We start from the raw sequence: 26,221 nt of genomic DNA on the forward strand, positions 1-26,221 counted from the left end.
GTCGGCGCGGGTCAGGCAGCTTTCGCTCTGTGGACGAGGGCAGTGAGGCGCTTGTCGGCGGCGTTCTTGTTCCGCCAGATGATGTATCGGCGGATCATACTGCCCTGGGCCTTGTGGGTCAGGTGGTCGGTGCCGTCGAGGGCGAAGTAGCGAAGGGCGGTGAACTGGGCCTCGATCCTGTTCAGCCAGGAGCTGTTGGTCGGGGTGTAGACGATCTCGGCGTTGTTGGCAGCCGCCCACGCGCCGACCCTCTGGCAGCGCTTGGTCGTCAAGTGCGGCGAGTAGTTGTCGCAGACAATCGCGATGCGTACCTCCGCCGGGTGCAGCGAGCGCAGGTAGCGGCAGAATTCCAGGAACTTGCTGCGGTTCTTGGTCTTCTTGATGTGGCCGTAGAGCTGGTCTTTGCCCAGGTCGTAGGCTGCGAAAAGGTGGCGCACGCCGTGCGGGCGGGTGCATGTGGCCCGGCGGCGCGGCCGAGGTTCGCGGCCGGGGTCCTTGCCCTTGCCGCCGCGTTCAGTCCACTGGCGTCCGGGATGAGGCTGGAGGTTGAGTGGGCCGAACTCGTCCATGCAGACGATGACTTCGGGCTCGCCGGGTTCAGGTATCACTTCGCCGTCGGCGATAGCCTAGAGGTGTTCGACCCGGGCCTTTTTGGCCTCGTAGTCCGGGTCTTTCGAGGTCTTCCAGGTCTTCACCCGCTGAAAGGTGACGCCTTCCTCGCGGAGCAGGATGCGCAGTCCCTCGTGGCTGATGTCGTCGACCACCCCCTCGTCGACCAGGAAGCCGGCCAGCTTGATCAGGCTCCAGGTCGAGAACGGCAGGCTGTGCTCGGCGGGCTTGGACTTGGCGATCTTCTTGATCTCCCGCCGTTCCAGGAGGGTGAAGGTCTTCGGGCGCCCGCCCCGGTACTTGGGGTAGAGCGCCTCGAAACCGTCGGCGTTGAAGTTGTGCATCACGTCCCGGACCCGGTCCGGGCTTGTGAACGTCACCGTCGCGATGTTGTCGACCAGCATGCCCTGCGCGGACAACAACACCATCTGGGCCCGCCGCCAGGTCACCACCGGCCCCGTGCCCCGGCGCACAATCCGCAGCAGTCGCTGCCCGTCGTCGTCATCGATCTCTCGCACCCGCACACGCTCAGCCACGAGGACAGCGTGACGGATGACCACTGTCGGCCACGTCCTTCAAATAGCGCGGCACTACAGGGCGAACGTTGGTTGACGCGGCACTAGTAGGGCCAGGTTGTTGATCCGGGACCGAGACTAGAAGTTCACCGCCGCCTTCGACGCCCTCGTGACCGACGCCGGCTTGGGGGTCGTCACCACTGGCATCCAGATACCGCGGATTAACTCCTTCATAGAGCGCTGGATACAGAGCTGCCGACGCGAACTCCTGGCCGCACCCTGATCTGGAACCAGAGCCACCTTCTCCACGCGCTGCGCGAATTCGAGACCCACCACAACGGGTATAGACCATACCGAGCCCTGGGCGAAGCCGCACCGCTCCGCCCACTCCCTCACCCGATCGACGATCCAGAGACGTTGAGAGAGCTGGAGGTCCACCGACGACGCCGACTCGCGGAAGCCTCCACGAGTACCGACCTGCCGTATGACCAGGCCGGATGATTTATCGGCACCCGCAGTGACGCACAAGCAAAGTAGGGCCGGTCAGGCTTGATCTGCGGCGCGCAAGGCCCGCGCCAGCCACTCCAGCTCCTCGGTCGCGTCAGGTGCCGAATCCTGCCCGCGCACGCGGGCGACAAGTCTGCGATAGCGCTCCGCCCCTGCCTCGATCCCTGCCTCCAGGCTGCGCAGCACTCCGCTCCAATCGGCGTCGCCGAACAGTTCGGACAGCACCTCGGCCGCATCCGATCCCTCGGGGGGCAACCCGCGTTTTCTGACCTCCACGACGGTCTGCACGACCTGCCTGGCCCACCAGATGGAGGCCCCGGGAGGATGAGGCCGCCCCGGTGCGGGCGTGTTGAGTTCCATCCATGTGCGCAACCGGGCGCGAAAGCCGGGGTCCCGCACCAGTTCGGCCAGTTCGATCCAGGCGTCGACCTGCTCAGGTGTGGGATCGTCGGGCAGTTCGATGCTGAAGGTGTGCAGGCGGTCGCGCAGGCGCGGCCCGACGTCGAGACCGCAGAACACCTCCTCCTTGAACTCGTCGATGATCTGCTTGCGTTCGACGGCGGAAAGCCGCGCCAACCAGTTCATCAGTGCTGTCTCCTCAGCGGTGGAACCACGGGTCGCCACGGTGGACAGGACGGCCCGGCTCATCTTGAGCGAGCGGATCTGCGCGTCGAGGGCGGCCACGTGCGCGTTGGCGACCTCGGCGACCGTGGTCCGACCGCTCAGCACCCGACGCACGTCGTCGAGCCCGAGGCCCAGCTCCCGCAGAGTGCGGACCAGCTCGACGCGGGCCACGGCGTCGGCGTCGTACAGCCGGTAACCGCTGGCGGAGCGGGCCACGGGCGGCACCGCTCCCACATCCGACCAGAAGCGCAGGGTACGCACCGGAAGTCCGGTGCGGTGCGCGAGCTGGCCGATGGTGAGCACGTCGGGGCGTTCGTCGTCCATGGACGAGATCCTGGACCCTCCAGCCGCTGGATACTCAAGCACCTCAGTGCGACATTCCGTAAGTTCTCCAGGGTGCTGCTGAGTTCCCTCACCACCGCCAGCGGCGACAGCACGCGCCTCCTCACCTTCGACCAGGCCGCCGACACCGGGCTTGTCTACCTGCCCACCGCGGCCCTGTCCTGTCTCATGCCCGGCCCGGTCAACCTCTCCCCCCAGCACACAGCTGATACGCCGGTACCAGAGGAACAACTTGTCGACCTGTGGGACCCGGTCTGCGGGCGTCGCCCGGCCAAGCCGCGGTCTACTGCGCCAGCGACTGTTCGTGTTCGGGGTGGTGACGCTGTTGGTGGCGCTGGGTATCGTGGCGACGCAGGGCTGCCAGGGTAGGCGCCGGGGCTGAACGACAGGGCGTGCACCATGCGGCAGGAGCAGTCGCTCGCTTCCCTGTCCGGCGACCTGATGGCCGACCAGTACGGGAGCGAGCTGAGCCGGGGCTCCTGACCGGCGATCCGGGGCACACACGCCGGGCGGGACCTGCGGTCTCGGGCTCGCTTCGACACATCCCCGGCCTGGTGGCACCCGGCCGCATCCGCGGGCCCGAGCCCGGAAGTCCGGCCCGACGGCCCGGATGACTGGTCATTCAGCCTACTGGTATCCGGCAGGTACGGGTATGCCCCCGTTGAGTTGTGTCTCCACTGGGCACGCAAGGAGGCGCTGTGGGCGTCGGTCAGGACGAGGAACCTTTCCGTCAGCACCGCATCCCATTCTGGCTCAACTTCTGGATGCGGTCGGTGAACTCCACCCGACCGGGTGGAGATGTGCGGCCTGTCGTCTGGGCACGCACCCCACGATGGGGGCCCGCTACAGCCAGAAAGTCGCTATCTCGGGACAATGGGACTGAGGGCTACCGCGACCACCAGACCCAGACCTGTGACGATGAGGGTCTAAATGTCATCGTGCATGTGGAGACCCGACCGGCGCCTGAACAGGACATTGACGGACTCGACCGTATCCACCAGGGACTTGCGTCCGAGGGTTTCAGGTCCCTCGAGCACGTCGTCGACGGCGGCTACACCAACCCGGACAGCACCCACCATGCCGCCCAGAGGTGGGGCATTACGCTTCTCGGCCCCGTCCGCACCGTTCCCCGGGCCAGCGAAGGTCCCGGTTTCGCGAAGGAAAACTTCACCGTCGACTGGCAGAACCGCACCCTGACCTCCCCAATGGGATGACCAGCCCTCCTTGGAAACCCGCACTCGGCGACGGACACGCCCGGTTGTCCGTGCTCCTCCCCCCGCCGAGCCTGCCGCGAGTGCGAGGACCGGCAGCAATGCACCGGCAATGTCGACGGCGAAGGCCGCCACATCTTTCTGCTGCCCCAGCACCAACAGGAGATCCAGACCCGTGTCCGGAAGGAACAGAAGACCGAACAGTGGTGGGGACGTCCCCTCACGAGTTCGACCTTCACATCCGCGACGGCTGACCATCTGAAACCAGGCTCCGAACCGCATCCTGGTGGGGGGCGAGCAAATTGTCACTCGTACGTGGGGCGCAGCCGCTGTTCCAGCAAGACCCCCGTTGCCGCCGCTGGAAAATCCGGCCATGGGGACTGGTTGGCGGACACGGCGGGTCGGCGTGCTCTATCTCGTGCTGGCAGTCGGCGGCATGGCCGGGGCCGTATGCATTGCTTTCCGTTCCGACCTGCGGGTGGCTGAGACGGCAGCGGCTCTGCTTCCGTCCGTAGGCGGTCTGTACCTGTCCTGGGCAGCCTTCCGGGCCGATCGGCGGGAGGCAGCCGACGGGTACGGCTTGGACCGGATCGCCGATCGGCTCGCGGTGGCCGTACGGGGCCAGTGGGAGTCCGAGGCCGGGGTGCGGCGGCTGAACGACCCCTATCCGCTCCCGGTCTCTTGGCAGACAGCCGATCCCCAATTCAGCGAATCATGGTCCCTCCTACGGGAGATGGCCGGTGACTGGCCGTCCGGCCGGTCGGCTCCTCCCCCCGGCTGGGCCAGGGAGCCTGCTGGATTGGCCGGAACAGGCGGGGAGATCACCGAGGTGTTCCTGGAACGGGTACCGACACGCCGTCTTGTGGTCCTCGGCAGCCCGGGAAGCGGGAAGACGATGCTCCTGATCCGCTTGTTGCTGGCCTTGGTCGCCGAGCGCGCAGAGGGCAGCCCGGTTCCCGTACTGTTCCCGCTGGCCTCGTGGAATCCTGCGGAACAGACGCTGGAATCCTGGATGGCAGAACGGCTCGCGCGTGACTACAGCGGTCTCGGCGCCCCAGAGTCAGGGCATGCGGATCACACTGGGCACGCCGACCACGCCCGAGCACTACTGGAGCACCGGCTGATCCTTCCGGTCCTGGACGGGTTCGACGAGATTCCCGAACCGTTCCGCGCCATGGCGCTGGACTCGATCAACGCCGCCCTGCCTCTCGGTCAGCCGCTGGTGCTGTCCAGCCGAGTGACGGAGTACGGGGACACGCTGGCCCCGGCCCGCGGCGTTCCGGTCAAGCTCTCCGGTGCCACCGCCGTGGAACTGCGCCCCTTGGACGCGCCGGACATCGCCGACTATCTGAAACGGGACGCCGGCGGCCAGGACACGACGGCGGCTGCCCGCTGGGATCCGGTGATCCGCCTGCTCGGCACTGATGCCCCCGTGGCACGCACGCTGACCACACCGCTGATGCTCTTTCTGGCCAGGACGGTGTACAATCCCCGGCCGGGAGAAGAGGCAACTGTCCTCCCCACGCCTGCGGACCTGTGCGATCCGACCCGTTTCCCCGACACCGAAGCCGTCCGGGCCCATCTCTTCGATGCGTACGTGCCCGCCGCCTACCGGCCCCATCCGCGGTATCCGTGCCGCTGGTCTCCCCAACAAGCCGAGCACGCCCTGCGGTATCTGGCGCGACACCTGCAACACACCCTGGGCGGTGCCACCGACCTGGCCTGGTGGCAGTTGCGTCGTGCGCTGTCGCCCCGTATCGCCCAGGTGGTGACGGGAGCTGTCCTCGGTGTCGTGGCCTGGGTCGCCGCCACCGTGGTGGGCAGGCTCACGGCGCTGCTCGCCGGCCTCGACTCCGGGTGGCAGACCGGCCCGCCCGCGGCCGTCGTCGCGGGCCTGGCCGGAGGGATCGCGGGTGGCATCGGCTGCGGCATCGTCGCAGGGTTGACCGGGGGGATCGCCGAGGGGGTGACCCACGTACTCACCGCCGGGCAGCTGGAATGGCTGCGGACCGCGTTGGCCGATGGACCCGCCTACGGCTTCATCGGCGGGCTCGTCGGTGCGCTGTCCAGCAAACTCGCGGTTCGGCAGCCCGCGGCCTCAAGGCCCCAACACCGCCGGGCCTGGGACTGGCGCATGTGCGCCCTCGGCTTCACCGCCGGGGCCGCGCTCTGGTTCTCCTTCCGCCACAGCTACGGCTCCACGGCCGCCGCCGTCGGCGCCCTCGCCAACGGGGCGGTCTACGCAGTGGCTGGCGGAGCCGTCGGCGCCCGGGCAAGCAGCCTGTCCGCACGCCGCCCAGGCGCCATCCCAACCGTCCGCACGCGGTGGGCCTGGAACTGGCGGGGGTTTGCGGTGGGGCTCGCCAGCGGCTCCGCCATCGGTGTCACCCACTGGACCGTCCTCGGGATCCAGTCTCTCCTCACCGGCACGCCCTCCTACACCTTCACCACGATGCTCTCTTTCTCAAGCGCATTCGGACTTGCTGTCGGCATCGCCCACGGCCTCGCCGGCAAACCGGCTGATCTCACCACCTCGGTCGGACCGGCCGCACTCCTGGAGCAGGACCGAAAGATCTTCCATAGGCTGTGGATGGGCGTCGGCCTCGCGGTCGGCGCCGCGTTCCTCCTCTGCTATGGCGTCGAATACGCCGTACGGGGCGGCATTCCCTACGGTCTGGGCCGGGGAACCACGAGCGGACAGGCGATCTCGATGGGTCCGCTCCACATCCTCAACCGCGGCCTCGCCTACGGCCTCACCGTCGGCCTTGCGGCAGCGCTCAGCCACAACGCCTGGTGGCACTACACTCTCGCCCGCCACCACCTGGCGGCGCACCGACACCTTCCCCTGGATCTGACCGCCTTCCTCACCGACGCCCATGAACGACGCGGCGTATTGCGCCAGCTAGGTACGATCCACCAGTTCCGTCACATCGACCTGCAGCACCATCTCGCCGCCCCAGGACGGTCCCAAGAGCCCGGAGCGGCGCACCCACCACTGCCCTCGCCACGGTCCCCGCTACCGCCAGCACGCGAACCCTGAGCGGGTGAACCTGCTGGACGGCAATGTGTGCGGGGAGAACGGGCGAGACCTCCCTGCTCGTGCTGTCCGACTCCCTCAAAGCTCTAAGTGGGGGCAACCTGCCCAGTGCGTCCAACGGCGCGGCAGCACAACCCCGTCCTACGACACTGCCTGGCGCCCGGCGCGTCTACACCATTGTCCGGATGAAATGGTCACGGCCACGAAGCCGCCATCACCCCCGACCGGACGTCCAGCCCCCGGTCGCCCTCCGACTCTTCCCAAAGAGAGCCGGCCGGGTCCACGAAGGGCGTAGCGGCGAACCGATTCATAGCTGCAACACAGGTTTTCGGCGGTGACGAGCACGAAGGAGCGGCCCGCTGTCAGCCGTTGGTCCGGGACGGCGGTGATCTCTGCCTGACGTCGGACGACGCGGTACCGTAAGACGTGGCCCGCCCCTCGCCGTTCGTGCGGCACCACATCAACATGCTCGGCCGGTTGTTCTTCCAGCTCCCCGACCGGCCCGGCCGACTACGGGCGCTGGCGACGAAGACGCCCACCTTCAAATGAACAGGGGCGAACGGCCCTTCCGCAGGCCTGTGCCGACGAAAGATCACGAACTCATGAGATTCACAACAATGCGAGGAGATACGATGACGGACCTCACGGAGTCCATCGAGTCAATGGAGCAGCTCGCCGTGGCATGGCGTGCGATGGTGCTCGACTGGGATGCGGCTGCTGACGTGCGTGACCTTCCCGGCATTGCTGTCCGGTGGGCAGACAGCCGGTTCGCGTTCTGGAACGCCATCACCTTGACCGACGTAGGCGCCGACGCGAAGCTCCTTCAGCAACGTCTGACCCAGACGGCGGACATCATGCGGACGAAGAAGCACCCGGGCTTCCTGTGGCTCTTCGAGGATCTCCTCGACGACGAGGCCCGCTCCACACTGGAGGAAGCGGCCAAGCAGGTAGGTCTGCAGTACGCCTTCCCTGGCACGGGTATGGCCGGCAACCTCCTTCCGCTCCCCGATCCTGTTCACCCGGACCTGACGTTTTTACGTGTGACCACCGATGAACAGCTCCAGGCATACGCAGACATCAACTCACGCGGCTACGGTTTCCCCCTTGAGGACAGCCGCGACGGACTTGTCGGCTCCGCGCTGTGGAAAAACGAGGTGCATGCGTACCTGGCGATGCGCGACGACCTCCCTGTGGCGTGCGCTGGCACCATCGCGGCGGAGGGCCGGCTCTTCGTCGTGCTGGTCGCCACGGAGCCGGAATGGCAGCGCAGAGGCTATGGCGAAGCAGTCACACGCAAGGCACTGTATGAAGGCTCCCGAGCCACCGGACTGACCCGCGCCACCTTGCACGCGACCGTTGCCGGGGCGCCCCTCTACCCGCGTATTGGCTTCAAGCCGAACTCCCCAATTCGCTTCTTCAGTCCGCAAAGCTAATTCGACGGGCGGGGTACCGCCCCGTCGGCCGTGCCGCAGCCCCCAGCCTCGGGCGGCCTGCGGCACGGCACCTGGCGACACCCATGCCTTCAACGAGAGTTGTCGCTCGGCGCCAGCAGACCGATGCAGGTTCCACCCTGTTCCCGCTCCACGTGCCGCGGTGTAGTCGTCGAGAAGGGCGCGGACCTGCCCGCAGGAGAGCCGGGCCAGCCCGGTATCGGGGCTCCGCGGTACGGGGCTCGGCTACCCGGCCATTCTCGCCGGCTCAGGGCTGCCGCAGAAGGTGCTGGACTCCTACGACGTGACGGCTTCGACCCGCGTGGCGTCGGCCGCAGCACGCCGGTGAACTGCGAAGAGTCCGTCGAGGGCGAGGTCGCGGCCCTGAGCAGCAGCAACGCGGCCACTTGCCCCCGTACGCGCACACCGCGTCGGGAGGCGGGGAACGCGCGGACCGGCGCCGAGCAAGGGGCCGTCTCGCGGACGGCATGCACGCTGCCGCGCACCGCCACCGCGAACACCACGACCGGATCCAGGCGGCGCTGGTGAATCGTCAGGTGACACCTCCGGCAGGAGATTGACATTGATGGAAGCAATTCTTCATAATCGCAAAGCGCAGTTGAGCTCCGAGACCGTAATCGTGCCCACGGGGTTGACCTGCGATGTCCAAGGCCGACGGCGCGGCGGTGGTCAAACGAGCAGCGCCGCCTAGGGGCGCGCGCTGTGGCTCGAGGCCAGTGGCACCACGGCATGCACGGATGCCCGGAGCCGCTGAGCCCCGGCCGAGCGGTTTCGCCTCGAACTCGGCGCCACCGTCGATGTCGACCTGTCACGGGAAGCCCGAACCGACGCGATCGGCGCCGCCGTGTTGACCTTGTTCGCTTCCGCTGACTTCTCACTGCTGGTCCTAGAAGGGGATCATCATGGCTAACATCGGACTTACACCGCGCACCCCTGAACTCGTCGGCCGGCGCCGTTTGGGCGGTGCATGGAAGTCCGAAACTCTGGTGAAGCGGTGGCAGCGCGTCGCGGACGCCCACCCGGACCGGGAGGCCGTCGTGGCCCCGGACGGCCGGCTGAGCCACGCCGAACTGCCGCCCGCGAGCCACAGGATCGCCGTGGGTCTCCTTCGCCAGGGACTCGTCCCTGGCAACCGGGTCATCCTCCAGAGCGGCAACTCCTTCGGCACCATTTTGGCCCGGTACGGCCCGCTCAAGGCCAGGGCTGGTACCGGTGAGCACGCTTCCGGCTCACCGACACCACGAGATCGAGACGATTGCGCGGCGGGGCGGGGCTACGGCCCCCTGGCCCAGGAACAACCTGAGTTCGACGTTCACAAGTTCACCGAGGAGATGGCCGCAGTGGTGCCCAGCCTACGAGTGCGGCTCACACTCGGAGCGAGCCGAGGCACGGCGGGGATCAGGATCGAGGACCTCACACCAGAACCTGCGGCCCCGGGGCCGCAGGGGCGCGGGTCGAATACGTCCAAGCGGTCCTGCACCCCAACGACATCGCCACCCTCCAGCTCTCAGCGTCACTCCGCCCGACGCGTCCCGCGCGGCGCGCCGGTGCTCAGTGGGACGCCCGATCAGCGAGTCGGACGACGTCGTGGTCCTCGCGCCGGGCACCGAGACCGCGCTCCAGTGAGGTCGGCGAGCTATGTGTCCGCGGCCCTTTATCGACCAGCGGCTAGGTCGACGCCCGACCCGAGGTGGAGGCTGCGGATACAGCTGAGCACAACGCAACTGGGAATTTTCCGCTTCGAAGAGGGCTATCGCTGCTTTCTCTATTGACGGCAGGATCAAAGACATCTACTGCGGCGGTGAAAAGCGTGGCTGCGATCGACAGGACCACTATGCAGGTCATGATCGCGACGCGGCTCGAATCCGAATCGAGACCGACATACACCTCATTGAGGAAGCGTCCGAGCCGTGACTGTGAAGCCCGCCTCCTATTCGCATGCCCAGGCCGCCAGCGCCCATACCGCTACTCATGTGTATAGGGAGGCTGGGCAACTGCCGGGCCGGAGCCACGCAGCACCCCGCGAGGCGCGCAAACTGGTTCTTGCAGCATGCCGCTAGCGGAGCCTTTCTGCGAGAATCATGGACGACGTCGCAGGCCGTCTCGGAGCTGACCACTAACGCAGTCCTGCGTGCACCCAGCGACACCGCCAAATTCCGTGCATCCCTGACCTACTGGGCGATCCACGTAGTGGTTACCGACCGCGGGCAGCGCAAACTGTCCCGCGCGAAGTCCGAGACTCCAGATGACGAAAGCGGCCGGGAACTCGACATCGTGAAGGCTCTGGCCGACCAGTTCGAGCTCAGATATGCCCCCCCCGATCCCCGCTTTCCCGCCGACACCATGCCAGTGCGAGACCTGCGGTCCTCGTCATAAGTCCATGAGGGCGCGCCTTCGCTCGCCGAATCTACCCCTAGGGAATTACTTCGTGCGTTCCATAGCAAGTATGTCCAACTCGTCGACTGAACAGTCGACGCCAGGGCATCATCCACCCGTCTCAGCTGGCAGACTCGGATGTCGCCTCGTTGGTATCATTTGCGTAACTATAGCCAGCGTGCCGCTATCTATTCTCAGCCTGGGCCACGAGATGGCAACCTGCGTAGCGGGCTCATTTACTTGGGGCATGCTGTTGCTCGGCGGCCAGGCCGTCAGTCTTCTCTCATCTGGCTTCTGGTACGACCGCGCATGCAGCATTCAGCTCGATAGTCCACGAGCCTCTGCGAAGCCTTTCGATATGGGGAGCGACCAGTGAGGCACTCCCCTTCCTACTTCTTGGCGGTGGCCGACAACGCCTCGATCACGCCATTTATCTCCTTGATGCTGGCCATGATGGCATCTTTCCTTCTGTGCCTGATCGTCGGGATCAGCAGCGACGACAGGGTCGTCGAGTTCTTCAGCGCTAACCGCTCCCTTCCCGTAGCCTGGAACACTTTGGCCCTGTGCGGCGACCACATTTCGACGACCGTCCTTCTCAGCGGGGTCGGAGCGGTTAGCCTAGGCGGCTACGACGGTATGGTCGTTGCCCTCAGCGCCGTGGCCGGTTTCGCGCTTATGGTTCCTCTGGCCGAACCCCTACGCAACACCGAACGCTTCACGCTGGGCGGTGTTCTGGAGAGCCGTATAGGCGGCAGGGATGTCAGAACCGCAGGCGCGGTGGTCACCATCGCTGTCTGCATCCCCCTTTCGGTCATTCAGCTTGTGGTGGTAGGCGATGTCGTTGCCTACGTTCTGGGGCTGAACCTTGCCTGGGCCTCACAGATCGGCACCATTCTCATCGGCCTGTTGGTCGTCTCCTACGCGGCCTTCGGTGGAATGCGCGGCACAAGTTTGGTCAAAATCGGCAACGTACTCCTTACCTTCGGTGTGTTCTTGGTGCTGATCTGGACGGTGCTGAAGCAGTACGACTGGGAAGTCGGCAGTATCCTGGAAACTGCCGGACGTCAGGGCGGCGGGGCGAAAGAATTCTACTCATCTGGAACTTTGTTCGGCGAGACGACGGTCGGCCGACTGAACCTCCTGTCATTGTGCCTCACTCTCGCCCTGGGTCCCATTGTTCTGCCTCACATTGTCATGCGCATAGCTTCCTATACCCACGGGGCGGCCGCTCGGCGCGCCGCAACTCTCACCCTTCCAATCATGACGCTTATCTTCACCGGAATTGTAATCGTCGGACTGACTGCAGCAGCCCTGGTGGGTAGTCACCCTATAGCGGTCCGCGATCCGCAGGGATACTCCTCTCTTGTCATGCTAGTTGACAGCATGAAGAGCAAACCGCTGGTCACCTTGATCGCGTGTGCGGTCTTCATCACTGCCCTCAGTACACTCTCCGGCCTCCTCCTTTCTGCCGCAGCATCAGTGGCTCATGACCTCTATGCGCACGTGGTTTTGCGAGGTCGCATTGCAGAAAATCGGGAGGTGGCACTGACCAGATGGGTCATAGTCACCTTCGGAATAATCAACGTTTTTCTGGCAGTGGCCTTTCACCATTGGAATGTCGTTGCTCTGGTGTCGTTCGCGGCAGCGGTCACTGCTTCAACAGTGCTACCTGCCCTGGTTTACGGTTTGTTCTGGAAAGGCTTCACCAACAGAGGCCTGCTGTGGACCCTCTACGGATCGTTGACATCGTGTGTCATTCTTGAAGTATCCAGCCCGGCCGTATCCGGTCGGCCACAATCGCTGCTGCCGCAACAGGACTTCCACTGGTTTCCTTTGGAACATATCGGGCTGGTCACCATTCCTGCTGGATTCCTTCTTGGCTGGCTCGGAAGCCAAGCAGGAGGCGGACGGGTCAAACTCGGTGAGAGCCGCCGGCGATGAAGCTCTGGGCCGAGTCCGCATGGCTGGTGATGGCCGGCGAGCGGGGCGATCCGATGCCGCCGCTGCGGACCTTCCGCGGGGCACGGTTCGCCCGAAACGCATGTCGCCAATCGCCAAAGCCGTCCTCACCCTGGAGTGGCAACGCTGAAAAGGCTCACTCACAAACATCACTTGGTGGGCTCCGCGCGGCCCCGGGAAGTCACCAGACCGGGGGTCACCTTCGCGTGGCCCCGCAGGAGTGGGCCGAACCGGTCGGTGAGGACGTCCGGGGTGGCGACGTGCAGGGTGTGCAGGCCGAGGGCGGCTCCGCCCCACAGCACCGAGAGTCGGTCGTCGACGAGCAGCGTCTCCACGGCCGTCGCCCAGTGTCGGCGCAGCGCCTCTGCGAAGAACGACCGCGTCGGCTTGACCCGGTGGATCCGCCAGTTCCATGCAGTGGACACCGAAACCGTCACCGACACAGGCTTCCACGGCACCGCATCCGCCCGCTCATGAAACCGGCTCCATCCCAAGCTGGCCCACCGCCCCTTATGCTCTTCCGTGGTGACGGCACCCCTCGTAGTGGGGTTCTCGGGTCAGGGGATGATGCCGCGCAGTCCTCCAGTCGGGCGGCGAGTTCGAAGGAGGCTTTGGGGATGGTGCCGTAGTCGGCGTCGGATTTGATCTCCAGGCGCTGGACCGCCACGGCGATTGACCGGCACAGCAGGTGATCGGCGAAGGCGAGGTTGTCCACGACGCGCGTGCTGGCCGCGACGCCGGGGTGCAGGATCGCCATGGTGCGGTTGATCATGGGCTGGGGGTGTACCAGCTGCCGCAGTGTTCATGGCTGGAGGGCCGGCGCAGGATGCCGACCAGGCCGTCACTGGGGTTGGTCTGGTTCTCGAGGTTCCAGGCAGGCGGCTTCGCGTGCCCAGTGCTCGGCATCGCGGAGCTCTCCTCGCTGCACATCAGATACAGGCACAGTGCCGCGGTGACGCTTCCGGCGCCGGCGGAGAACTGCCACCAAACTGCGATCCCTCCCTGTCCGGCCAGGTGCAGCAAGCAAGCGAAGATCAGCGCGCTGGCGGGCTCGACACGGCACGACTGGGCCAGGAGCGCGATGTGGTGAGCGGCCCGGGAGTCGCGGATCACCAGGGTGGACAGCTTCCGCAGATCCCCTGGGCGGCCTGTTCGTACCGGGCCGTGCACAGAGGAGTGCGGTGACGCGGAGCATCCTCAGGGAGCCAGGTCTTGACCTGCTGAGCGGAGGACTCCAGCAGCAGCGCGCTGCGCCACCAGGTGTCGGCGATCTCGCGTTCGATACGCAGACGTGAGGCCTCGGTGTCCTCGACGTCGTACTCGTGCCGCAGGATCTCGGCGTCGGCCAGGAGTTCATCGACGCTGCGCGGTGTCATGTCACTCCTCGTCGTCGCAGTCCGTCTCGAACGCTATGCCCAGTTCCCGGGCGATCTTCCGGCGCGCGAAGTGGCAATGCGAACGCACCGTGGCCTTGGTGACTCCCATGATGCGGGCGACGGTATCGGTGGAGAAGCCGAGGACGCAGCGGAGCACCATCACGTCGAACTGCCGCTCGGGCAGCCTGGCTATCGCCGGGTACAGGCCCAGAGCGCTTTCGATGACCTCGAATTCCTGGCGGCTGGACTCCAGCACCGCGCGCACAACGAGCTGCAGCATGGCCGTCTCGGGCACTGCGGGTTTGCGGCCCTGGATCCGGAGTTCTCCGGCGACGCTCTCCTTGAGCAGAGCCCACGCGGAGGCGGCGGGGTTCGCCTCCTCCATCAGGTGGGCCCAGTTCATCGCCAGGTGCATCAGCACCTGGTGGACCAGCTCACCGGCCGCGTGCGGATCCCCCAGATGCACGTAGGCGTAGCGGCGGTAGGCCCGGTAGTACTGGTCGTGGAACGCCCAGAAGACCTTCGGCAGTTGTGGCAGCGGCACCATCAGGGCGGGCTTCGGCTGCGACGTGTGGTGGTCGCTCACTCCGAGCCGCCTGACGGGTGTCAATATTCAGATCATGCCGCTGAGCTGGGCGTTTCCTGTGGATGATGAGGCGGTCGGGGGTGGCGTGGCGTGGTATTCGTTGAGCAGCCCGCCGAGTACCTGCTTGCGCCTGACCGTGGCGGCGGGTAGGGGGATGATGTTCGGGTCGTCGTCCGGAGCACGTAGGTCGAGGCTGCGGTGAGCTCGTCCGGAGTTGTAATGCTCGGTGTACCTGGTGAGGACCGTACGCAGGTGTCGTTCGCCGACGATGAGGAGTCGGTCGGGTGCATTCTGCACGGGCTGTGCGTATCCATCGTTCGGCGAACGCGTTGGACCGCGAGCTTTGCGGCGGAGTCGGTATGACGGCAGTGCCGTTGCCGGAGAGCGGCAGCTGCCCCGGGACAGTGGGTGGGAGGACCGTAGGGTCGTCCCACGTCGAGGCCGCGGCCGCGCGTATGTGTTCCACCCAGTGCAGCCGCTCGCACTGATCGACGCCGGTGCGGCCGGTGCGCCTGCCGTACTTCTTCAGGGTTGGGCGTGAGTGGGGGCAAGGCCGTAGTAGAGGAACATCAGCTGGCGGCTTCGCGGGCCGCCGGCGCCTTCAGAGTCGGTGACCCACGCGGCGTCGGCATCGAGCCGGACAGTGTGCAGACATGCCCGGCACAGACGGTCGGAGTTGAGATATCCCGTGTGACGGCAGCGCAGACATACGCCCCGCTCAGGATGCTTCTTCCGCCATTCCGTGCACCTCTGGCACTCTGTCAGCCCGAGCACCCCAGCCCTTGCAGCCCGGGCACTGAGCAGGATGAGATCTTGCCCGCATCCGTCAGTTCGGCGCAGTGAGCGACCGCTGCCCTGTCGACGAGGCGTCGGACGTACAGGACCCCCGCCGGAGCCCTCAGCTCCCACGGCCTTCGGCAGTGCCTCGCTCTCCCCCGCAGTCGGCCTCCAAGGGCTCGGCCTGGAGCAGATCACCCACGGTGCAGTTCAGCACCGCGCAGACTTTGTCCAGGTCATCGAGCCGCACCGTGACCGGGGTGCCGCTCCACATCGCTGCGACCTTGCTCATCGACGGCGTGAACCCGACCGTCTTGAACGCCTCCAGCAACTCGGTGGGACGCCCCAGGTCCCGCTGAGCGGCCACCATCCTCAGATTCCACTTCACAAGGTTCCCCTTGTCCATCACCAGGCGCTGGGCCGCCCGCGAGCTCGCTGCAACATTGGCATGCTCGGAGTCGGCCTGTTCAGTCGCCATGTACCGAAGAGTCGTGGTGGCCCAGTGGTGGCCCAAAATGCGCTGGACCTCCCACAGCGTCATCCCTCGCTCGTAGTTGTGGGTCGCGCATGCGACCTGTCACCGTCGCCAACATGGGCGCCAGCCCGCCATCGCCAAGCAACCCGGCGAACCCCGACACCGACGAGGCGAGCGGCGCCCTCGCCGCCAAGCACGTCGGGCAGAACAGCGGCCACTGAAACCAATAGCTTTCTAGTGCTCTGACCGCATAGGTTCGCCGGGTTGGCGGCGTCGGTGCTCGGACCGGCTGGACTCAGTGTGGGAACAATGCGAGCGGTCGCGGAGCCGATCAAACTAGGCTCCCAGCATGTCTGGTCCGACGTTGGTGATCGAGTTGGCGGAGCCGCTCTCCCCTGCTGCGCTGCGGGAGTTCCGCGCGTTGATGGTGGGACTCTCCTCCCACTTCAACGAGAAGCGGCCCGGGTTCTTCGACGTCAACGTGCCCGCAGAGCGACTGGGCGTCGAGGACAGGCGAGAGAAGGACTGGCGAAAGCCGTTCCCGCTGCCACTCCTCGGCAACACCTCCGCGGACGAGGAGCTCACAGCCCTGGTGGGATTCAATCCGCAGCGCGAAGACTGGCGTCGGCCCTTCCTGGTCTACTTGATGGGGCCGGGCGTCGGCGACGAGAGCACCTTCGAGGCTGAGCACGCGGACGAGCCCGAGGTGGAGGCCATCCTCGGCTTCAGACCGACCCATGCCGTCAATGTCGGCGCCGGCTGCAATCGCGAGATCGACCACGTGACCACGGCCCTGCTGACCGCCGCTGTCATGGACGTCATCGGGGGCGTGGCCAATGTCGAGCTGCTGGATGGACAGGCGTCGGTCGTCGCTGGCCTTCCGGGGGTGTTGGGGATCGCGGGCGAACGGCTGGATGGCGCTGGGATCGGCGGAGTTCCTGCGGGCCTGGGTTGGGCACCCCGCCTTCCGGCTGGTCAAGTAGCCCAGACAGATTCGCTGCGGAGGTGGTGCTGTGACCTGGAACGTTCGCCAGGTCGCCTGATCATGCGGCGAGAGCGGGTCGGCCGCCCCAGCGGATGCCTTTCTCGCTGCGGATACCGGCGCGTTCCTTGCGTTCGGCGACCAGGACGTCATGGTGGCGGGCATTGGCATTGCACCAGCGGAGGTAGCCGTGCAGGGCCCGGGTCTGCACGGTGTGGTTGGGGTGGTTCGAGTTGGCGATGGTGAACTGCCGCAACGGTCCGAAGTGCGCTTCGATCGGGTTCGCCCACGAGGCGTAGGTCGGGGTGAAACACAGCTCGACTTGTGCTTCTTCGCCCAGCGACGGATGTCGGCGCCCTTGTGGGACAGGTTGTCCAGGATCACGTAGATCGGCGCGCCGTCAGGCCGGGCGGCACGGATCGATCTCAGCCCGGCCAGGGTGTTCACGGCTCCCTTCTTTCGCCGGTTCACGCCCCACAGCCGGTCGTCGCCCACCGAATAGCAGCCGTGGAAGTACCGGACTCCGTGGGTGCGGTGGTAGGTGGCCGGCAGCCGGTCGGGACGCCGGTGTTCGGCCCAGCCCGAGCCCGCGGTGGGCCGAATCCCGAGTGGGCCGAACTCGTCGAAGGCGAAGACCCGATCCGGGAAGCGGTCCAGGACGTGCTCGATACGGTCCAGCTTCGCCTCGCGGTCGGGATCCGGGGACTCCTTCCAGGTCTTGGTGCGCTGGAAGGTGACGCCGCGGCGGGCGAGCAGGCACCGTAACGCCTCACGGCCGATGCGGATCACCCGGCCGTGCACTTTGCGCAGGTAGGCGACCAGCTTGCGCAGCGACCAGCGAGTGAACGGCTGGCCGAGCTTGACCGGGCGGGTAGTGGCCGTCGAAATGACGAAATCCTCCTCGTCAGGCTTGAGTTGGCGGGGACGGCCTCCCGCCCACTGAGGGTCCAGACAGGCCATGCCCTTCTCATTGAACGCATGGATCACATCCCTGACCGTGTCCTCGTCGGCCTGCACCAGCTTGGCGATCACCGGCACTCGGTTCCCGCCGGCCGAGGCCAGCAGCATCATCGCGCGCCGGTAACGCACGGAGTTGGTGCTGCCGCGGCGCACGATCTGCTGCAGCTTCTGCCCCTCCTGGTCGGTCAGTCTTCGCACACGGACGGGCTCGGCCACCGCGCCTCCAGCGGTCGGATCGGATGTCATCGCACATCCAACCGCTACGACCGCCAACCCGGCGAACCTATGCGGTCAGAGCACTAGCCGTCGCGTAGAGGTACGATCCACCACCAACATGAAAACTGCCCAGACGAGGGAGCTTGTGGTGGACACCTCCGCCAGCAACACCAATCTGAAGTCCCAATACGCAGCGCAGATCACCGCCGACCTCGAGCGCAACTCAGCCGAACACGAACGTGTCAGCTCCGAAATCACGGCACTGCAGCAGCAACTGTCGGCGCTGGAAAACAACCGGGCGCTCCTGCTCAACATGCAGCAGACCCTCGGTGACGAAGCCGCCGGTGACGCACCCGAGAACATCGACCCCAGCAGCTTGGAGAATGACTCGTCCGCTGCTCGGAAGCCTGCATCGCTGCCAGCAGCCCGCAAGCCGAAGAAGAACACCAGCACGACCACTGGCAATCGGAAGGAGACAGAGTCAGCCAGGAATCGCCCCAAGCGGGCACGAAAAGCGGGTACGCCCACGCTCCGGGACCTCATCCGTGACGACCTCACCCAGTACGGTGAACCACGCTCGGCGACCGAGATCACTGCTGCCCTCACTCAGGCTCTTCCAGAGCGGAAGATCAAAGCCACTGTCGTGCGCAGCACTCTGGAGTCACTCGTCGCCAAGGGCGAAGCTCACCGCACCAAGCAGCAGCGGTCCGTCTTCTACTCGACCACCGCCCCGAACACGGCCGCCGGTGCACCTGAGTCCAGCGAAGCTACCCCTTCCTGAGGGGATTGCACCAAACAGGTTCGTAGCCCCCCTCCTATCGGGAGAGCGTCCGGCTTGCCGCCTGAGGGGTGTCAATATTCAGATCATGCCGCTGAGCTGGGCGTTTCCTGTGGATGATGAGGCGGTCGGGGGTGGCGTGGCGTGGTATTCGTTGAGCAGCCCGCCGAGTACCTGCTTGCGCCTGACCGTGGCGGCGGGTAGGGGGATGATGTTCGGGTCGTCGTCCGGAGCACGTAGGTCGAGGCTGCGGTGAGCTCGTCCGGAGTTGTAATGCTCGGTGTACCTGGTGAGGACCGTACGCAGGTGTCGTTCGCCGACGATGAGGAGTCGGTCGGGTGCATTCCGCACGGGCTGTGCGTATCCATCGTTCGGCGAATGCGTTGGACCGCGAGCTTTGCGGCGGAGTCGGTATGACGGCTGTGCCGTTGCCGGCGAAGACGGCGTCGAAGGCAGCGGTGAACTTGCTGTCCCGGTCACGGATGAGGAACCGGAAGCACCCAGCCCTGTCGCCGAGGTCCATGAGCAGATTGCAGGCGAGTTGAGTGACCCATACGCCGGTCGGGTGGGCGGTGACGCCCAGGACGTGAACGCGCCGGGTGGCAGTCTCCATGACGAAGAAGGCGTAGAGGCGTTTGAGGAAGACGGTGTCCACGTGCATGAAATCGCAGGCCAGAATCGTATGGGCCTGGGCTCGGAGGAAGGTACGCCAGGTCTGCCGGGATGCACGCTGCGGTGCGGGCGGTAGGCCGGAGCGGCGCAGGACGCGCCGGATCGTGGCGGCGGCAACCCGATGGCCAAGTCGTCGCAGTTCACCTTGGATTCTGACGTATCCCAAGGTCGGGTTCTCTCGCGCCAGGCGCTGGATGAGCGCCGCAATCTCTTCTGCCAGCGGTGGCCGACCGGGTCCGACCGCTGTCTGACGCCACGTCCAGCACACCAGACGGCGGTGCCAGGCCAGCAGCGTCCCCGAGGCGACCAGCCGATAGCGGCGCAAGGCGGATGGAAGGCGCCGCGCGAGAGCGGAGAGCACGGCACGATCAGCCCAAGAGAGCCGCGGCCGCACTCCTTGCCGGCGAAGCACAGGGACCTCATGGCGAAGCGCGAGGATCTCGGCGTTGTTCGCAACGGTCGACGGGCCCAGCCCAGTAGCCGACAGAAGATCAAGTAGAGCAGTCGCAAACCCACAATCAGTGATCATGCCCATACGTGGACGATCACAAAGCCCCAGGTCAACGACCGTACAGCGATAAAGACACCCTGGTGACGGGCAACATCCGCGTGCCGCTGAGACCAAGCTGGCCGCGTTCGCCTCGACCCGTACGTGGATCTCGAACTCGGGGCCTTCGGCGAGGACACGGACGAGCGCCCGGGGCTGGTGCGGATCGCTCTCGGGCACGCGCACGTACCTGCGGAGTCTGCCGTGCTCGTCGGTGATACGCCCGCCGATGTACGAGGCGGGACGGCGGCGGGTGTCCACGTCGTCCGTCGTAACCGGACGCACCGGCCCTGATGTGCTGCGGGCCATGGGTGCTGCAGAGGTGGTCGAAGACCTGTCCGGCACGGAGCGACTGCTGAAACTCCTGACCGGCTGAGAGGAAGAACCCCTCGCCCGCCCGAGAGGCGCGGGCGAGGGTACGGAGGGCGTCAGCGGGCGAGTACGACCGTGATCTCCTCATCCGGACAACCGGCCGCCACCCGCTCCAGCGCCGACGCCTCAACGGGGTCCGCTGAGAGACCCCATCTGGTCTTCACTGCGACCCAGTCCTCGACATACCGGCAGTGGACCCCAGAGTTCGCAGGCAGCCACTCAGCGACGTCCTTGTCCGCCTTCTGGCGGTTCTGCTGCGCACTTACCGCGTCCAGTGCCCTAGGAACGCCTAGGTCGTTGGCGTAGTCCTGCCGCTCCTGCGCAGACCACGCCGAGGCGCCGCTATCCCATGCCTCAGCGAGCGGCACCTTGTGGTCGATGTCCAGACCTGCGGGGCCGTCGATCGTCCGGCCGTCGTACCAGGAGTCCCACTCTCCGCTGCTCAGCCTGCATCCTGAGCCGACTGTCGGTGGCACGATCGCCTCGTCCAGAAGGACCTCTGACCGCGTATTACAGCCGTTCCGGTCCGCGTCCACCCAGTGCCGGAACTTGGTGCGCTCGTACCCGGCCCGGGACTCGTCCGCGACCGGCAGATCCGCGATCGCCTGCGTGAGCGTCCTCGTCACCCTGTCGCCCGGCGCCGCGGACACCGCCGAGGCCGGTGTCGCTGAGAGGCCCAGCGCTGCGCCGACAGCGACCACAAGGGCAACCGCCCTGATCTTTCCCATGCCACTCCTTCGGTAGGGGTGGCATGGGCATACCGAAGCTGCCGCTGCTCATGCTGATACGCACGCAAGATCACCCAGATGTGCGGCTTATCATCCAGTACATGTACATCCCGGACTGTGAGGATAGGGAAGGCACCGCTCAGGGGTCTGATCCAAATCCCGATTGACGCCACGGCTGTCCTCAGCCTGAATCGTCGACCTTCCGAGCGGCGCTGTCGCGCGCACCAGCTCAGCGATCGTGAGGCTGCCGGGCCAACAGCGACGGCCTCCAGTCAGCCTATGGAGTGATAAGAAGTCAACTGCCGTAATCTCAAGACAACAGTTCCGTTGAGCCGACCATGAAGAAGATGATCTGTGCAGCCGCTGCAACAGCATTCCTTCTGGGCGGCGCCGCCTGGCCCGCGCACGCCGACGCCACCGTAAAGAAAGGCAAGGTGGGATTGGTAGTTAAGGGCAAGAGACTCTCGGTGAAGCAGGCCGGTGGCTGGATGGATGGTCACGGCACTGGCGTCAAGGCACGGCTCTACAGCGTATACAAGGGAGTACGAACTGACATCACTCGATGGAAGGACGCAACCCCCACATCTGCAGGAATGACGAAGTTCTCGAACGTGAACTGGAAGTTCGAAGGGCGCAAATTCGCGAACGGCACCTGGTTGTGCATCCAGTTCAACAAGACCGACGTCGCCCCATGCGCGAAGATCCACCGTTGAGCTCAGCGCCGGGTCGGGCGTCGGGCATACCTTGCCCAGTTGATCACATTCGTTCTGTCCAGGCGACCTGATGTCGCGAGGTCGGCATGTGCCATTGGGTGGGGTACACCATTCCGAAGGTATGCGGCAAACAGGTTCGTAGCCCCCTCCGCCTTCCTATCGGGAGAGCCTCCGGCTTGCCGCCCCCGGGGTCCCCCGATGTGTGAACACCGGGGGGCGCTTCCGGTTCATCCAGCACCGAGTGCCCGGACGTAAGTGAGGACCGTGGAACCGACCAGCCCGGTGGCCTGGTAGCTGTTGAGGCCCGGTGCCGAATCTGTCGGGCAGAACTCGCCATGCCCGCCAGCAGCACGGTGAAGGCCAGGTGCAGTTCGCTCTCGGTCAGTCCTACCGGTTCACAGCGTCTGCCGCCTGTCGGCTGCAGCGGGCGGGGAGTCCTTCGAGGATCTTGGCGGCCCTTGCCCGTCCACGCTCATTTTTGGCGTTTTCGCAGGTCAGAAGAGGTGAGCCGTGTCGGCACCCCATCGTCTTTGTCGGTCTGTTCCTATCCTTGCGTCCCGACTGCGTCCCGACACCGCCCCGGATGAACAGTCCCGGCGTATACGGAGCCGGTCGCCGCAGCTCGTGGACGGGTGCAGAGGTTACTCGCAGCGGATTGGTCTTCCAACGCGCAGAGGCTCCATCCCGCTAGCGTCTATCGCCGCCAGGCGGACCGGCCTTCACTGCCGCCGTGCTTTCGCCCGGCCGGGGTGTGGGCGGGTCAGGCGCCTGTCCGTGGCCGGCCAGCCGGAGTGATCTGTGTAGGGGGGCGACGGGCGATGCGGTCGGCGATCTCGCGCCTGGCCCGGCGCCGGATAGGGCGGGACAGGGCCGGGGCGGCTTTCTCGATGTCTTCCCATGTCGTCGAGACGGCGTTCACGTTGTCGTCGGTGAGGCGGTCGCTGTCAGCCAGCATGATGTCGAGCTGGCGTCGTACCGTGGCGTAGCGAACGGCGGCTGCCCGATGTTGGGCAGCCAGTTGCGGGTAGTTCCAGATCAGCTGCGCGGTGCTGAGTGCCGCTGCGGCGAGGCTGAGAATGCCGGTGATGATGCGGACAGCCGTTCGTGACGACTCCGCCAGCGTGGCGAAGATCGCCGTGCCTACGACGGTGGACAGTGCAGCGGTCGAGATGGCAGTCACACGATCCCAACGCTCAAAACGCTCCGCTGCGATGTTGTGCGCTACATGCAAGACCCGTAATCCTTCTGCCCAGTCAGAGATCATTTCCAAGCGGCTCGCAGCCACGTCGTGCCCCATCCGCAGAGTCCCCCTCATCGCCACCGCACCATGTCCGCACAGACCCTCCGCTGACAGCAGAGGCGATGGATTCCTACCCTGACGAGCAGGCTCCTTAGGAGCGTGAATAGGCCGTTCCTCCTGTACCGACGTGTTGCAATCCTCAGTCGCCCCGAAGGGCGACCGCCACATCTGGTCCAGCGCGGCCTGCTGCTGGGCCTGCTCGTTGCGATCCTCGGTCGCCCCGAGGGGTGACCGCCACCTCATGGTGATGCCTCACCATGCGCCTGATGCCCGGGTTGCGATCCTCGGTCGCCCCGAGGGGTGACCGCCACTACGGAGCCCGTACCCGAACTCTGCGCCGTGCTGCGGTTGCGATCCTCGGTCGCCCCGAGGGGTGACCGCCACCGCAGCATCGCTGCGATGGTCCCGGAGATCAGCAAGTTGCGATCCTCGGTCGCCCCGAGGGGTGACCGCCACACCACATCCCATCGCACGCTGAATGACGGACGGAGTTGCGATCCTCGGTCGCCCCGAGGGGTGACCGCCACGCTGGTTGATCAGGTCAGACAGACTATCTGTGCTCTGAGCGAAGCGGAATGAGAGGAGCATAAGCGCATCAGTCAGGCATTTTCCTTTGGAGCGATCCGCGTGTCGCGCGTGCACTAGAGGTTCCGAAGCACTGACTTCGGTTGACGATGACAGCGTAACCACAGTCTGCGCAGTGGGGCCGTCCTGTGCCGCCCTCTGCACGTCTTGTCAGTGGCGTTGTGTAAGTTCCCATTCTCGTTGCTGAGTGGAGATCAGTGATGTCGAGGGGGGATTCGTTCATGTCCGTTACCGCACCGCTGTATGCGCATAGCCGAAGTGCCGTTTCGGGGCACCGGCATTCTCTGGAAGATCACTTGCGGGGTTCGGCCGCGTTGGCTCGGCGGTTCGGCGACGTCTTCGGGGCGGGTGAGCTGGCGGGGTTCCTGGCACTGATCCATGATGTTGGGAAGGGATCTTGTTCCTGGCAGTCGAGGCTTCTTGAGGTGGAGCGCCGGGGTAGCGGCAGGGTCGGGGTGCCGCACAAACATGCCGGCACTGTGCTAGCAGAGCGGTACACGCACTTGGAGTTCGGTGCGGTGGTCTTCGGGCATCACGGTGGGCTGCCGGGCATGGAGCGGCTGAGGACGGAGCTGAGGAAGGCTTTGGCCGGCGGGTCGGAGGCTTCCGCGGTAGAGGAGTCGATCCGTGCGGTGGAGCGGGTCGTACCCGAGATTCATCCTGATCCTCGGCCCGTCCCGCCTTCCTGGTTGCGGAATCTGCCCCGGGCGGAACGGCGTCTGGGTTTGGATCTGCTGCTGAGAATGGTGTTCAGCTGCGTCGTGGATGCGGATTACCTGGACACGGCCGCGCACTTCGAGGCCACGGTGCCACGGGGCCGGGAACCGGTCGCGATGGCACAGCTGTTGGAGCGGTACGAGGGGCGACGGTCGAAAATGCTGGCCGAGCGTGAGCCGTGTCGGGTGGATGCCTTACGGCAGTCGGTCTACGAGCAGGCGTGTGCCGCTGCGGCGGGCAAGCCCGGGGTCTATGTCTTGCACGTTCCCACTGGCGGGGCCAAGACCATGGCGTCGGGGGGATTTGCTCTGCGGCACGCGGCTGTGAACGGGATGCGGCGGCTCGTGGTTGCCGTGCCTTACATCTCCATCACCGAGCAGAATGCTGCGATCTACCGCGACCTGCTGGATCCTGATCCCCTCACCGGAGAGGAGTCGGTGGTGCTGGAGCACCACAGCGCGGTGGATCTTGATGCCCAGGCGGTGCTCGAGGGAATGTCGTCGGATCAGCGTGCGGCGCAGGAAGTGCGGGCGCATGCCGCCAGGCTGGCAGCGGAGAACTGGGACGCGCCGTTTGTGGTGACCACCACGGTGCGTTTGTTCGAGTCGCTGTTCTCGCACATGCCGTCGCAGATGCGGCGGCTGCACAACCTGGCTGGTTCGGTCATCGTGCTGGACGAGGTCCAGGCGCTGCCCGACCGTCTGCTGGAGCCGATTCTGAGTGTGCTGCGGGGGTTGGTGGATCACTTCGGGGTCACCGTGCTGCTGGTGTCGGCGACGCAGCCCTCGTTCTGGGAGCTGTCGAAATGGGATGGCCTGGAGCGGCGGACGGTCATTGACGATCCCTCGGGGCTGTTTGATGCCTTGTGCAGGGTCTCGTATGAGTGGCGGATGGGCGAGGAGGTGACCTTGGAGAGCATCGGTGAGGAGGCGGCTGGGTACCGCCAGGTGCTGACGGTGGTGGGGACCACCAAGGATGCCGCCCGTTTCCACCGGCACCTGCAGTACGCCACGCCGGCCGGGGAGGTGCTGCACCTGTCCACACGTATGACAGGCGCACACCGTCGTGAGGTGATCGCGCGCGTCAAGAGGCTGCTGGCCGAGAATGCGCCGGTGCAGGTGGTGTCCACGAGTCTGATCGAGGCTGGTGTCGATCTGGATTTCCCGCGGGTGTACCGTGCGTGGGCGCCGGCGGAGTCGTTGCAGCAGGCGGCGGGCCGCTGCAACCGCGACGGGCGACTGCCGGGGTTGGGCACGGTGGTTGTCTTCAAGCCCGCCGATGGCGGTCTGCCGCGCAGCAACGAGTACCGGGCGGCAGTGCAGGCCAGCGACACATTCTTCGGCCCGGGCAGGGCCGAACCCGATGACCTGGCGGCGTTGGAGCAGTACTACCCGCTGCGCTATGCCCTCCAGCAAGGTGCTCCGGGCTCGGGGCTAGGCAGCGAGGTTGAGAGTCTCCGCCGCACTCTCGATTTCCCGGAGGTGGACCGCGCCTTTCAGATGATCGAGGAAGGCCGCAGCATTCCGGTCGTCGTAATCCGTCGCGAGGAGGACCGCGAGACGATCGAGGGTGCGGTCGCGCAGCTGAGTGATCCGTACCGGGTGTGTGGGCCGGAGGTCCTGCGGGGACTGCAACAGCACACGGCTTCCTTGCCTCGGCATGAGGCGGAGACCGCCTTGCGGTCCGGACTCGCTGAGCCCGTCACCGGCGACCTGCTCCTCTGGCGAGGGGCTTACCACGAGCAACGCGGTCTGGACCCGGACCAACTGGAAGACCGAAGCATGTTCAGTCTCTGACATCTCTCGC

General features: G+C 65.9%; 22 protein-coding genes, 5 pseudogenes and 1 CRISPR repeat array. Of the genes and pseudogenes, 13 read left to right on the top strand and 14 right to left on the bottom strand.

Annotation, left to right across the window (positions count from 1 at the left end):
- Positions 1-11: 11 nt before the first annotated feature.
- Positions 12-1,145, bottom strand: a pseudogene (locus ACT2CW_RS43305) (IS630 family transposase).
- 522 nt (positions 1,146-1,667) lie between these two features.
- Complete coding sequence (locus ACT2CW_RS43310; RefSeq protein WP_445520570.1) at positions 1,668-2,579, bottom strand: helix-turn-helix domain-containing protein; 912 nt, start codon at positions 2,577-2,579, stop codon at positions 1,668-1,670.
- A gap of 956 nt (positions 2,580-3,535) precedes the next feature.
- Here ACT2CW_RS43310 and ACT2CW_RS43315 point away from each other — a divergent pair.
- The 7 genes from ACT2CW_RS43315 (at position 3,536) to ACT2CW_RS43345 (ending at position 12,613) form a co-directional block, all read left to right on the top strand.
- Complete coding sequence (locus ACT2CW_RS43315; RefSeq protein ID WP_445520571.1) at positions 3,536-3,811, top strand: hypothetical protein; 276 nt, start codon at positions 3,536-3,538, stop codon at positions 3,809-3,811.
- 370 nt (positions 3,812-4,181) lie between these two features.
- Positions 4,182-6,848 carry an NACHT domain-containing protein gene (locus tag ACT2CW_RS43320; RefSeq protein ID WP_445520572.1) on the top strand — a complete coding sequence of 889 codons (2,667 nt, stop codon included), beginning with the start codon at positions 4,182-4,184 and terminating at the stop codon, positions 6,846-6,848.
- Between the two features lie 423 nt (positions 6,849-7,271).
- Positions 7,272-7,394 carry a hypothetical protein gene (locus ACT2CW_RS43325; RefSeq protein ID WP_445520573.1) on the top strand — a complete coding sequence of 41 codons (123 nt, stop codon included), beginning with the start codon at positions 7,272-7,274 and terminating at the stop codon, positions 7,392-7,394.
- 83 nt (positions 7,395-7,477) lie between these two features.
- Complete coding sequence (locus tag ACT2CW_RS43330) at positions 7,478-8,278, top strand: GNAT family N-acetyltransferase (RefSeq protein WP_445520574.1); 801 nt, start codon at positions 7,478-7,480, stop codon at positions 8,276-8,278.
- 920 nt (positions 8,279-9,198) lie between these two features.
- Positions 9,199-10,068, top strand: coding sequence for an AMP-binding protein (locus tag ACT2CW_RS43335; RefSeq protein WP_445520575.1), 870 nt, complete (start codon positions 9,199-9,201; stop codon positions 10,066-10,068).
- A 199-nt stretch (positions 10,069-10,267) separates the two neighbouring features.
- Positions 10,268-10,672 carry an ATP-binding protein gene (locus ACT2CW_RS43340; protein WP_445520576.1) on the top strand — a complete coding sequence of 135 codons (405 nt, stop codon included), beginning with the start codon at positions 10,268-10,270 and terminating at the stop codon, positions 10,670-10,672.
- A gap of 402 nt (positions 10,673-11,074) precedes the next feature.
- Positions 11,075-12,613 carry a sodium:solute symporter family transporter gene (locus tag ACT2CW_RS43345; protein ID WP_445520577.1) on the top strand — a complete coding sequence of 513 codons (1,539 nt, stop codon included), beginning with the start codon at positions 11,075-11,077 and terminating at the stop codon, positions 12,611-12,613.
- Positions 12,614-12,780: 167 nt separating this feature from the next.
- Here ACT2CW_RS43345 and ACT2CW_RS43350 read toward each other — a convergent pair whose 3' ends face one another.
- From ACT2CW_RS43350 to ACT2CW_RS43380, 7 genes and pseudogenes are all read right to left on the bottom strand, one after another.
- Positions 12,781-13,056: a hypothetical protein gene (locus ACT2CW_RS43350; protein ID WP_445520578.1), complete on the bottom strand. Its 276-nt coding sequence runs from the start codon at positions 13,054-13,056 to the stop codon at positions 12,781-12,783.
- Between the two features lie 8 nt (positions 13,057-13,064).
- Positions 13,065-13,403 carry a hypothetical protein gene (locus ACT2CW_RS43355; protein ID WP_445520579.1) on the bottom strand — a complete coding sequence of 113 codons (339 nt, stop codon included), beginning with the start codon at positions 13,401-13,403 and terminating at the stop codon, positions 13,065-13,067.
- Positions 13,400-13,744, bottom strand: a complete 345-nt coding sequence (locus ACT2CW_RS43360; protein ID WP_445520580.1) for a hypothetical protein — start codon at positions 13,742-13,744, stop codon at positions 13,400-13,402. The genes ACT2CW_RS43355 and ACT2CW_RS43360 overlap by 4 nt, the downstream gene beginning before the upstream one ends.
- Entirely contained in the window at positions 13,741-14,007 is a 267-nt protein-coding gene (locus ACT2CW_RS43365) for a hypothetical protein (RefSeq protein WP_445520581.1), read from the bottom strand. The genes ACT2CW_RS43360 and ACT2CW_RS43365 overlap by 4 nt, the downstream gene beginning before the upstream one ends.
- A gap of 1 nt (position 14,008) precedes the next feature.
- Positions 14,009-14,593 (bottom strand): sigma-70 family RNA polymerase sigma factor, encoded by a 585-nt coding sequence (locus tag ACT2CW_RS43370; RefSeq protein ID WP_445520582.1) that lies wholly within the window; start codon positions 14,591-14,593, stop codon positions 14,009-14,011.
- A 27-nt stretch (positions 14,594-14,620) separates the two neighbouring features.
- Positions 14,621-14,890, bottom strand: coding sequence for a hypothetical protein (locus ACT2CW_RS43375; protein WP_445520583.1), 270 nt, complete (start codon positions 14,888-14,890; stop codon positions 14,621-14,623).
- A gap of 540 nt (positions 14,891-15,430) precedes the next feature.
- Positions 15,431-15,758: pseudogene (locus ACT2CW_RS43380) on the bottom strand (helix-turn-helix domain-containing protein); the annotation flags it as partial.
- 179 nt (positions 15,759-15,937) lie between these two features.
- On the opposite strand from ACT2CW_RS43380, the gene ACT2CW_RS43385 reads away from it, so the two are divergent.
- Both ACT2CW_RS43385 and ACT2CW_RS43390 read left to right on the top strand, forming a co-directional pair.
- Complete coding sequence (locus tag ACT2CW_RS43385; RefSeq protein ID WP_445520584.1) at positions 15,938-16,066, top strand: hypothetical protein; 129 nt, start codon at positions 15,938-15,940, stop codon at positions 16,064-16,066.
- A gap of 128 nt (positions 16,067-16,194) precedes the next feature.
- A pseudogene (locus ACT2CW_RS43390) lies at positions 16,195-16,686 on the top strand (DUF6368 family protein); the annotation flags it as partial.
- 202 nt (positions 16,687-16,888) lie between these two features.
- Here ACT2CW_RS43390 and ACT2CW_RS43395 read toward each other — a convergent pair.
- Positions 16,889-18,003: pseudogene (locus ACT2CW_RS43395) on the bottom strand (IS630 family transposase).
- 148 nt (positions 18,004-18,151) lie between these two features.
- Here ACT2CW_RS43395 and ACT2CW_RS43400 point away from each other — a divergent pair.
- Positions 18,152-18,784, top strand: a complete 633-nt coding sequence (locus tag ACT2CW_RS43400) for a hypothetical protein (protein WP_445520585.1) — start codon at positions 18,152-18,154, stop codon at positions 18,782-18,784.
- Positions 18,785-18,862: 78 nt separating this feature from the next.
- Here the strand turns inward: ACT2CW_RS43400 and ACT2CW_RS43405 are convergent, their stop codons facing one another.
- Both ACT2CW_RS43405 and ACT2CW_RS43410 read right to left on the bottom strand, forming a co-directional pair.
- Complete coding sequence (locus ACT2CW_RS43405) at positions 18,863-19,132, bottom strand: hypothetical protein (RefSeq protein WP_240812595.1); 270 nt, start codon at positions 19,130-19,132, stop codon at positions 18,863-18,865.
- Positions 19,133-19,583: 451 nt separating this feature from the next.
- Positions 19,584-19,988: pseudogene (locus tag ACT2CW_RS43410) on the bottom strand (hypothetical protein); the annotation flags it as partial.
- 216 nt (positions 19,989-20,204) lie between these two features.
- On the opposite strand from ACT2CW_RS43410, the gene ACT2CW_RS43415 reads away from it, so the two are divergent.
- Positions 20,205-20,294 (top strand): hypothetical protein, encoded by a 90-nt coding sequence (locus ACT2CW_RS43415; RefSeq protein WP_240812860.1) that lies wholly within the window; start codon positions 20,205-20,207, stop codon positions 20,292-20,294.
- 134 nt (positions 20,295-20,428) lie between these two features.
- Here ACT2CW_RS43415 and ACT2CW_RS43420 read toward each other — a convergent pair whose 3' ends face one another.
- Positions 20,429-21,100, bottom strand: a complete 672-nt coding sequence (locus ACT2CW_RS43420) for an HNH endonuclease family protein (protein ID WP_445520586.1) — start codon at positions 21,098-21,100, stop codon at positions 20,429-20,431.
- A gap of 338 nt (positions 21,101-21,438) precedes the next feature.
- Between ACT2CW_RS43420 and ACT2CW_RS43425 the strand changes: the two genes are divergently transcribed.
- Positions 21,439-21,813, top strand: a complete 375-nt coding sequence (locus ACT2CW_RS43425) for a hypothetical protein (protein ID WP_138911684.1) — start codon at positions 21,439-21,441, stop codon at positions 21,811-21,813.
- Positions 21,814-22,573: 760 nt separating this feature from the next.
- On the opposite strand, the gene ACT2CW_RS43430 is transcribed toward ACT2CW_RS43425, so the two are convergent.
- The gene (locus ACT2CW_RS43430; RefSeq protein WP_445520587.1) at positions 22,574-23,110 is read right to left on the bottom strand and encodes an SLATT domain-containing protein; all 537 of its coding nucleotides are present in this window, start codon (positions 23,108-23,110) and stop codon (positions 22,574-22,576) included.
- A gap of 132 nt (positions 23,111-23,242) precedes the next feature.
- A CRISPR array of direct repeats spans positions 23,243-23,640; the repeat unit is 37 nt; unit sequence GTTGCGATCCTCGGTCGCCCCGAGGGGTGACCGCCAC.
- Positions 23,641-23,919: 279 nt separating this feature from the next.
- Here ACT2CW_RS43430 and ACT2CW_RS43435 point away from each other — a divergent pair.
- Positions 23,920-26,211, top strand: coding sequence for a CRISPR-associated endonuclease Cas3'' (locus tag ACT2CW_RS43435; RefSeq protein ID WP_445520588.1), 2,292 nt, complete (start codon positions 23,920-23,922; stop codon positions 26,209-26,211).
- Positions 26,212-26,221 lie beyond the last annotated feature (10 nt).

The organism is Streptomyces sp. NEAU-174, assembly GCF_052665095.1.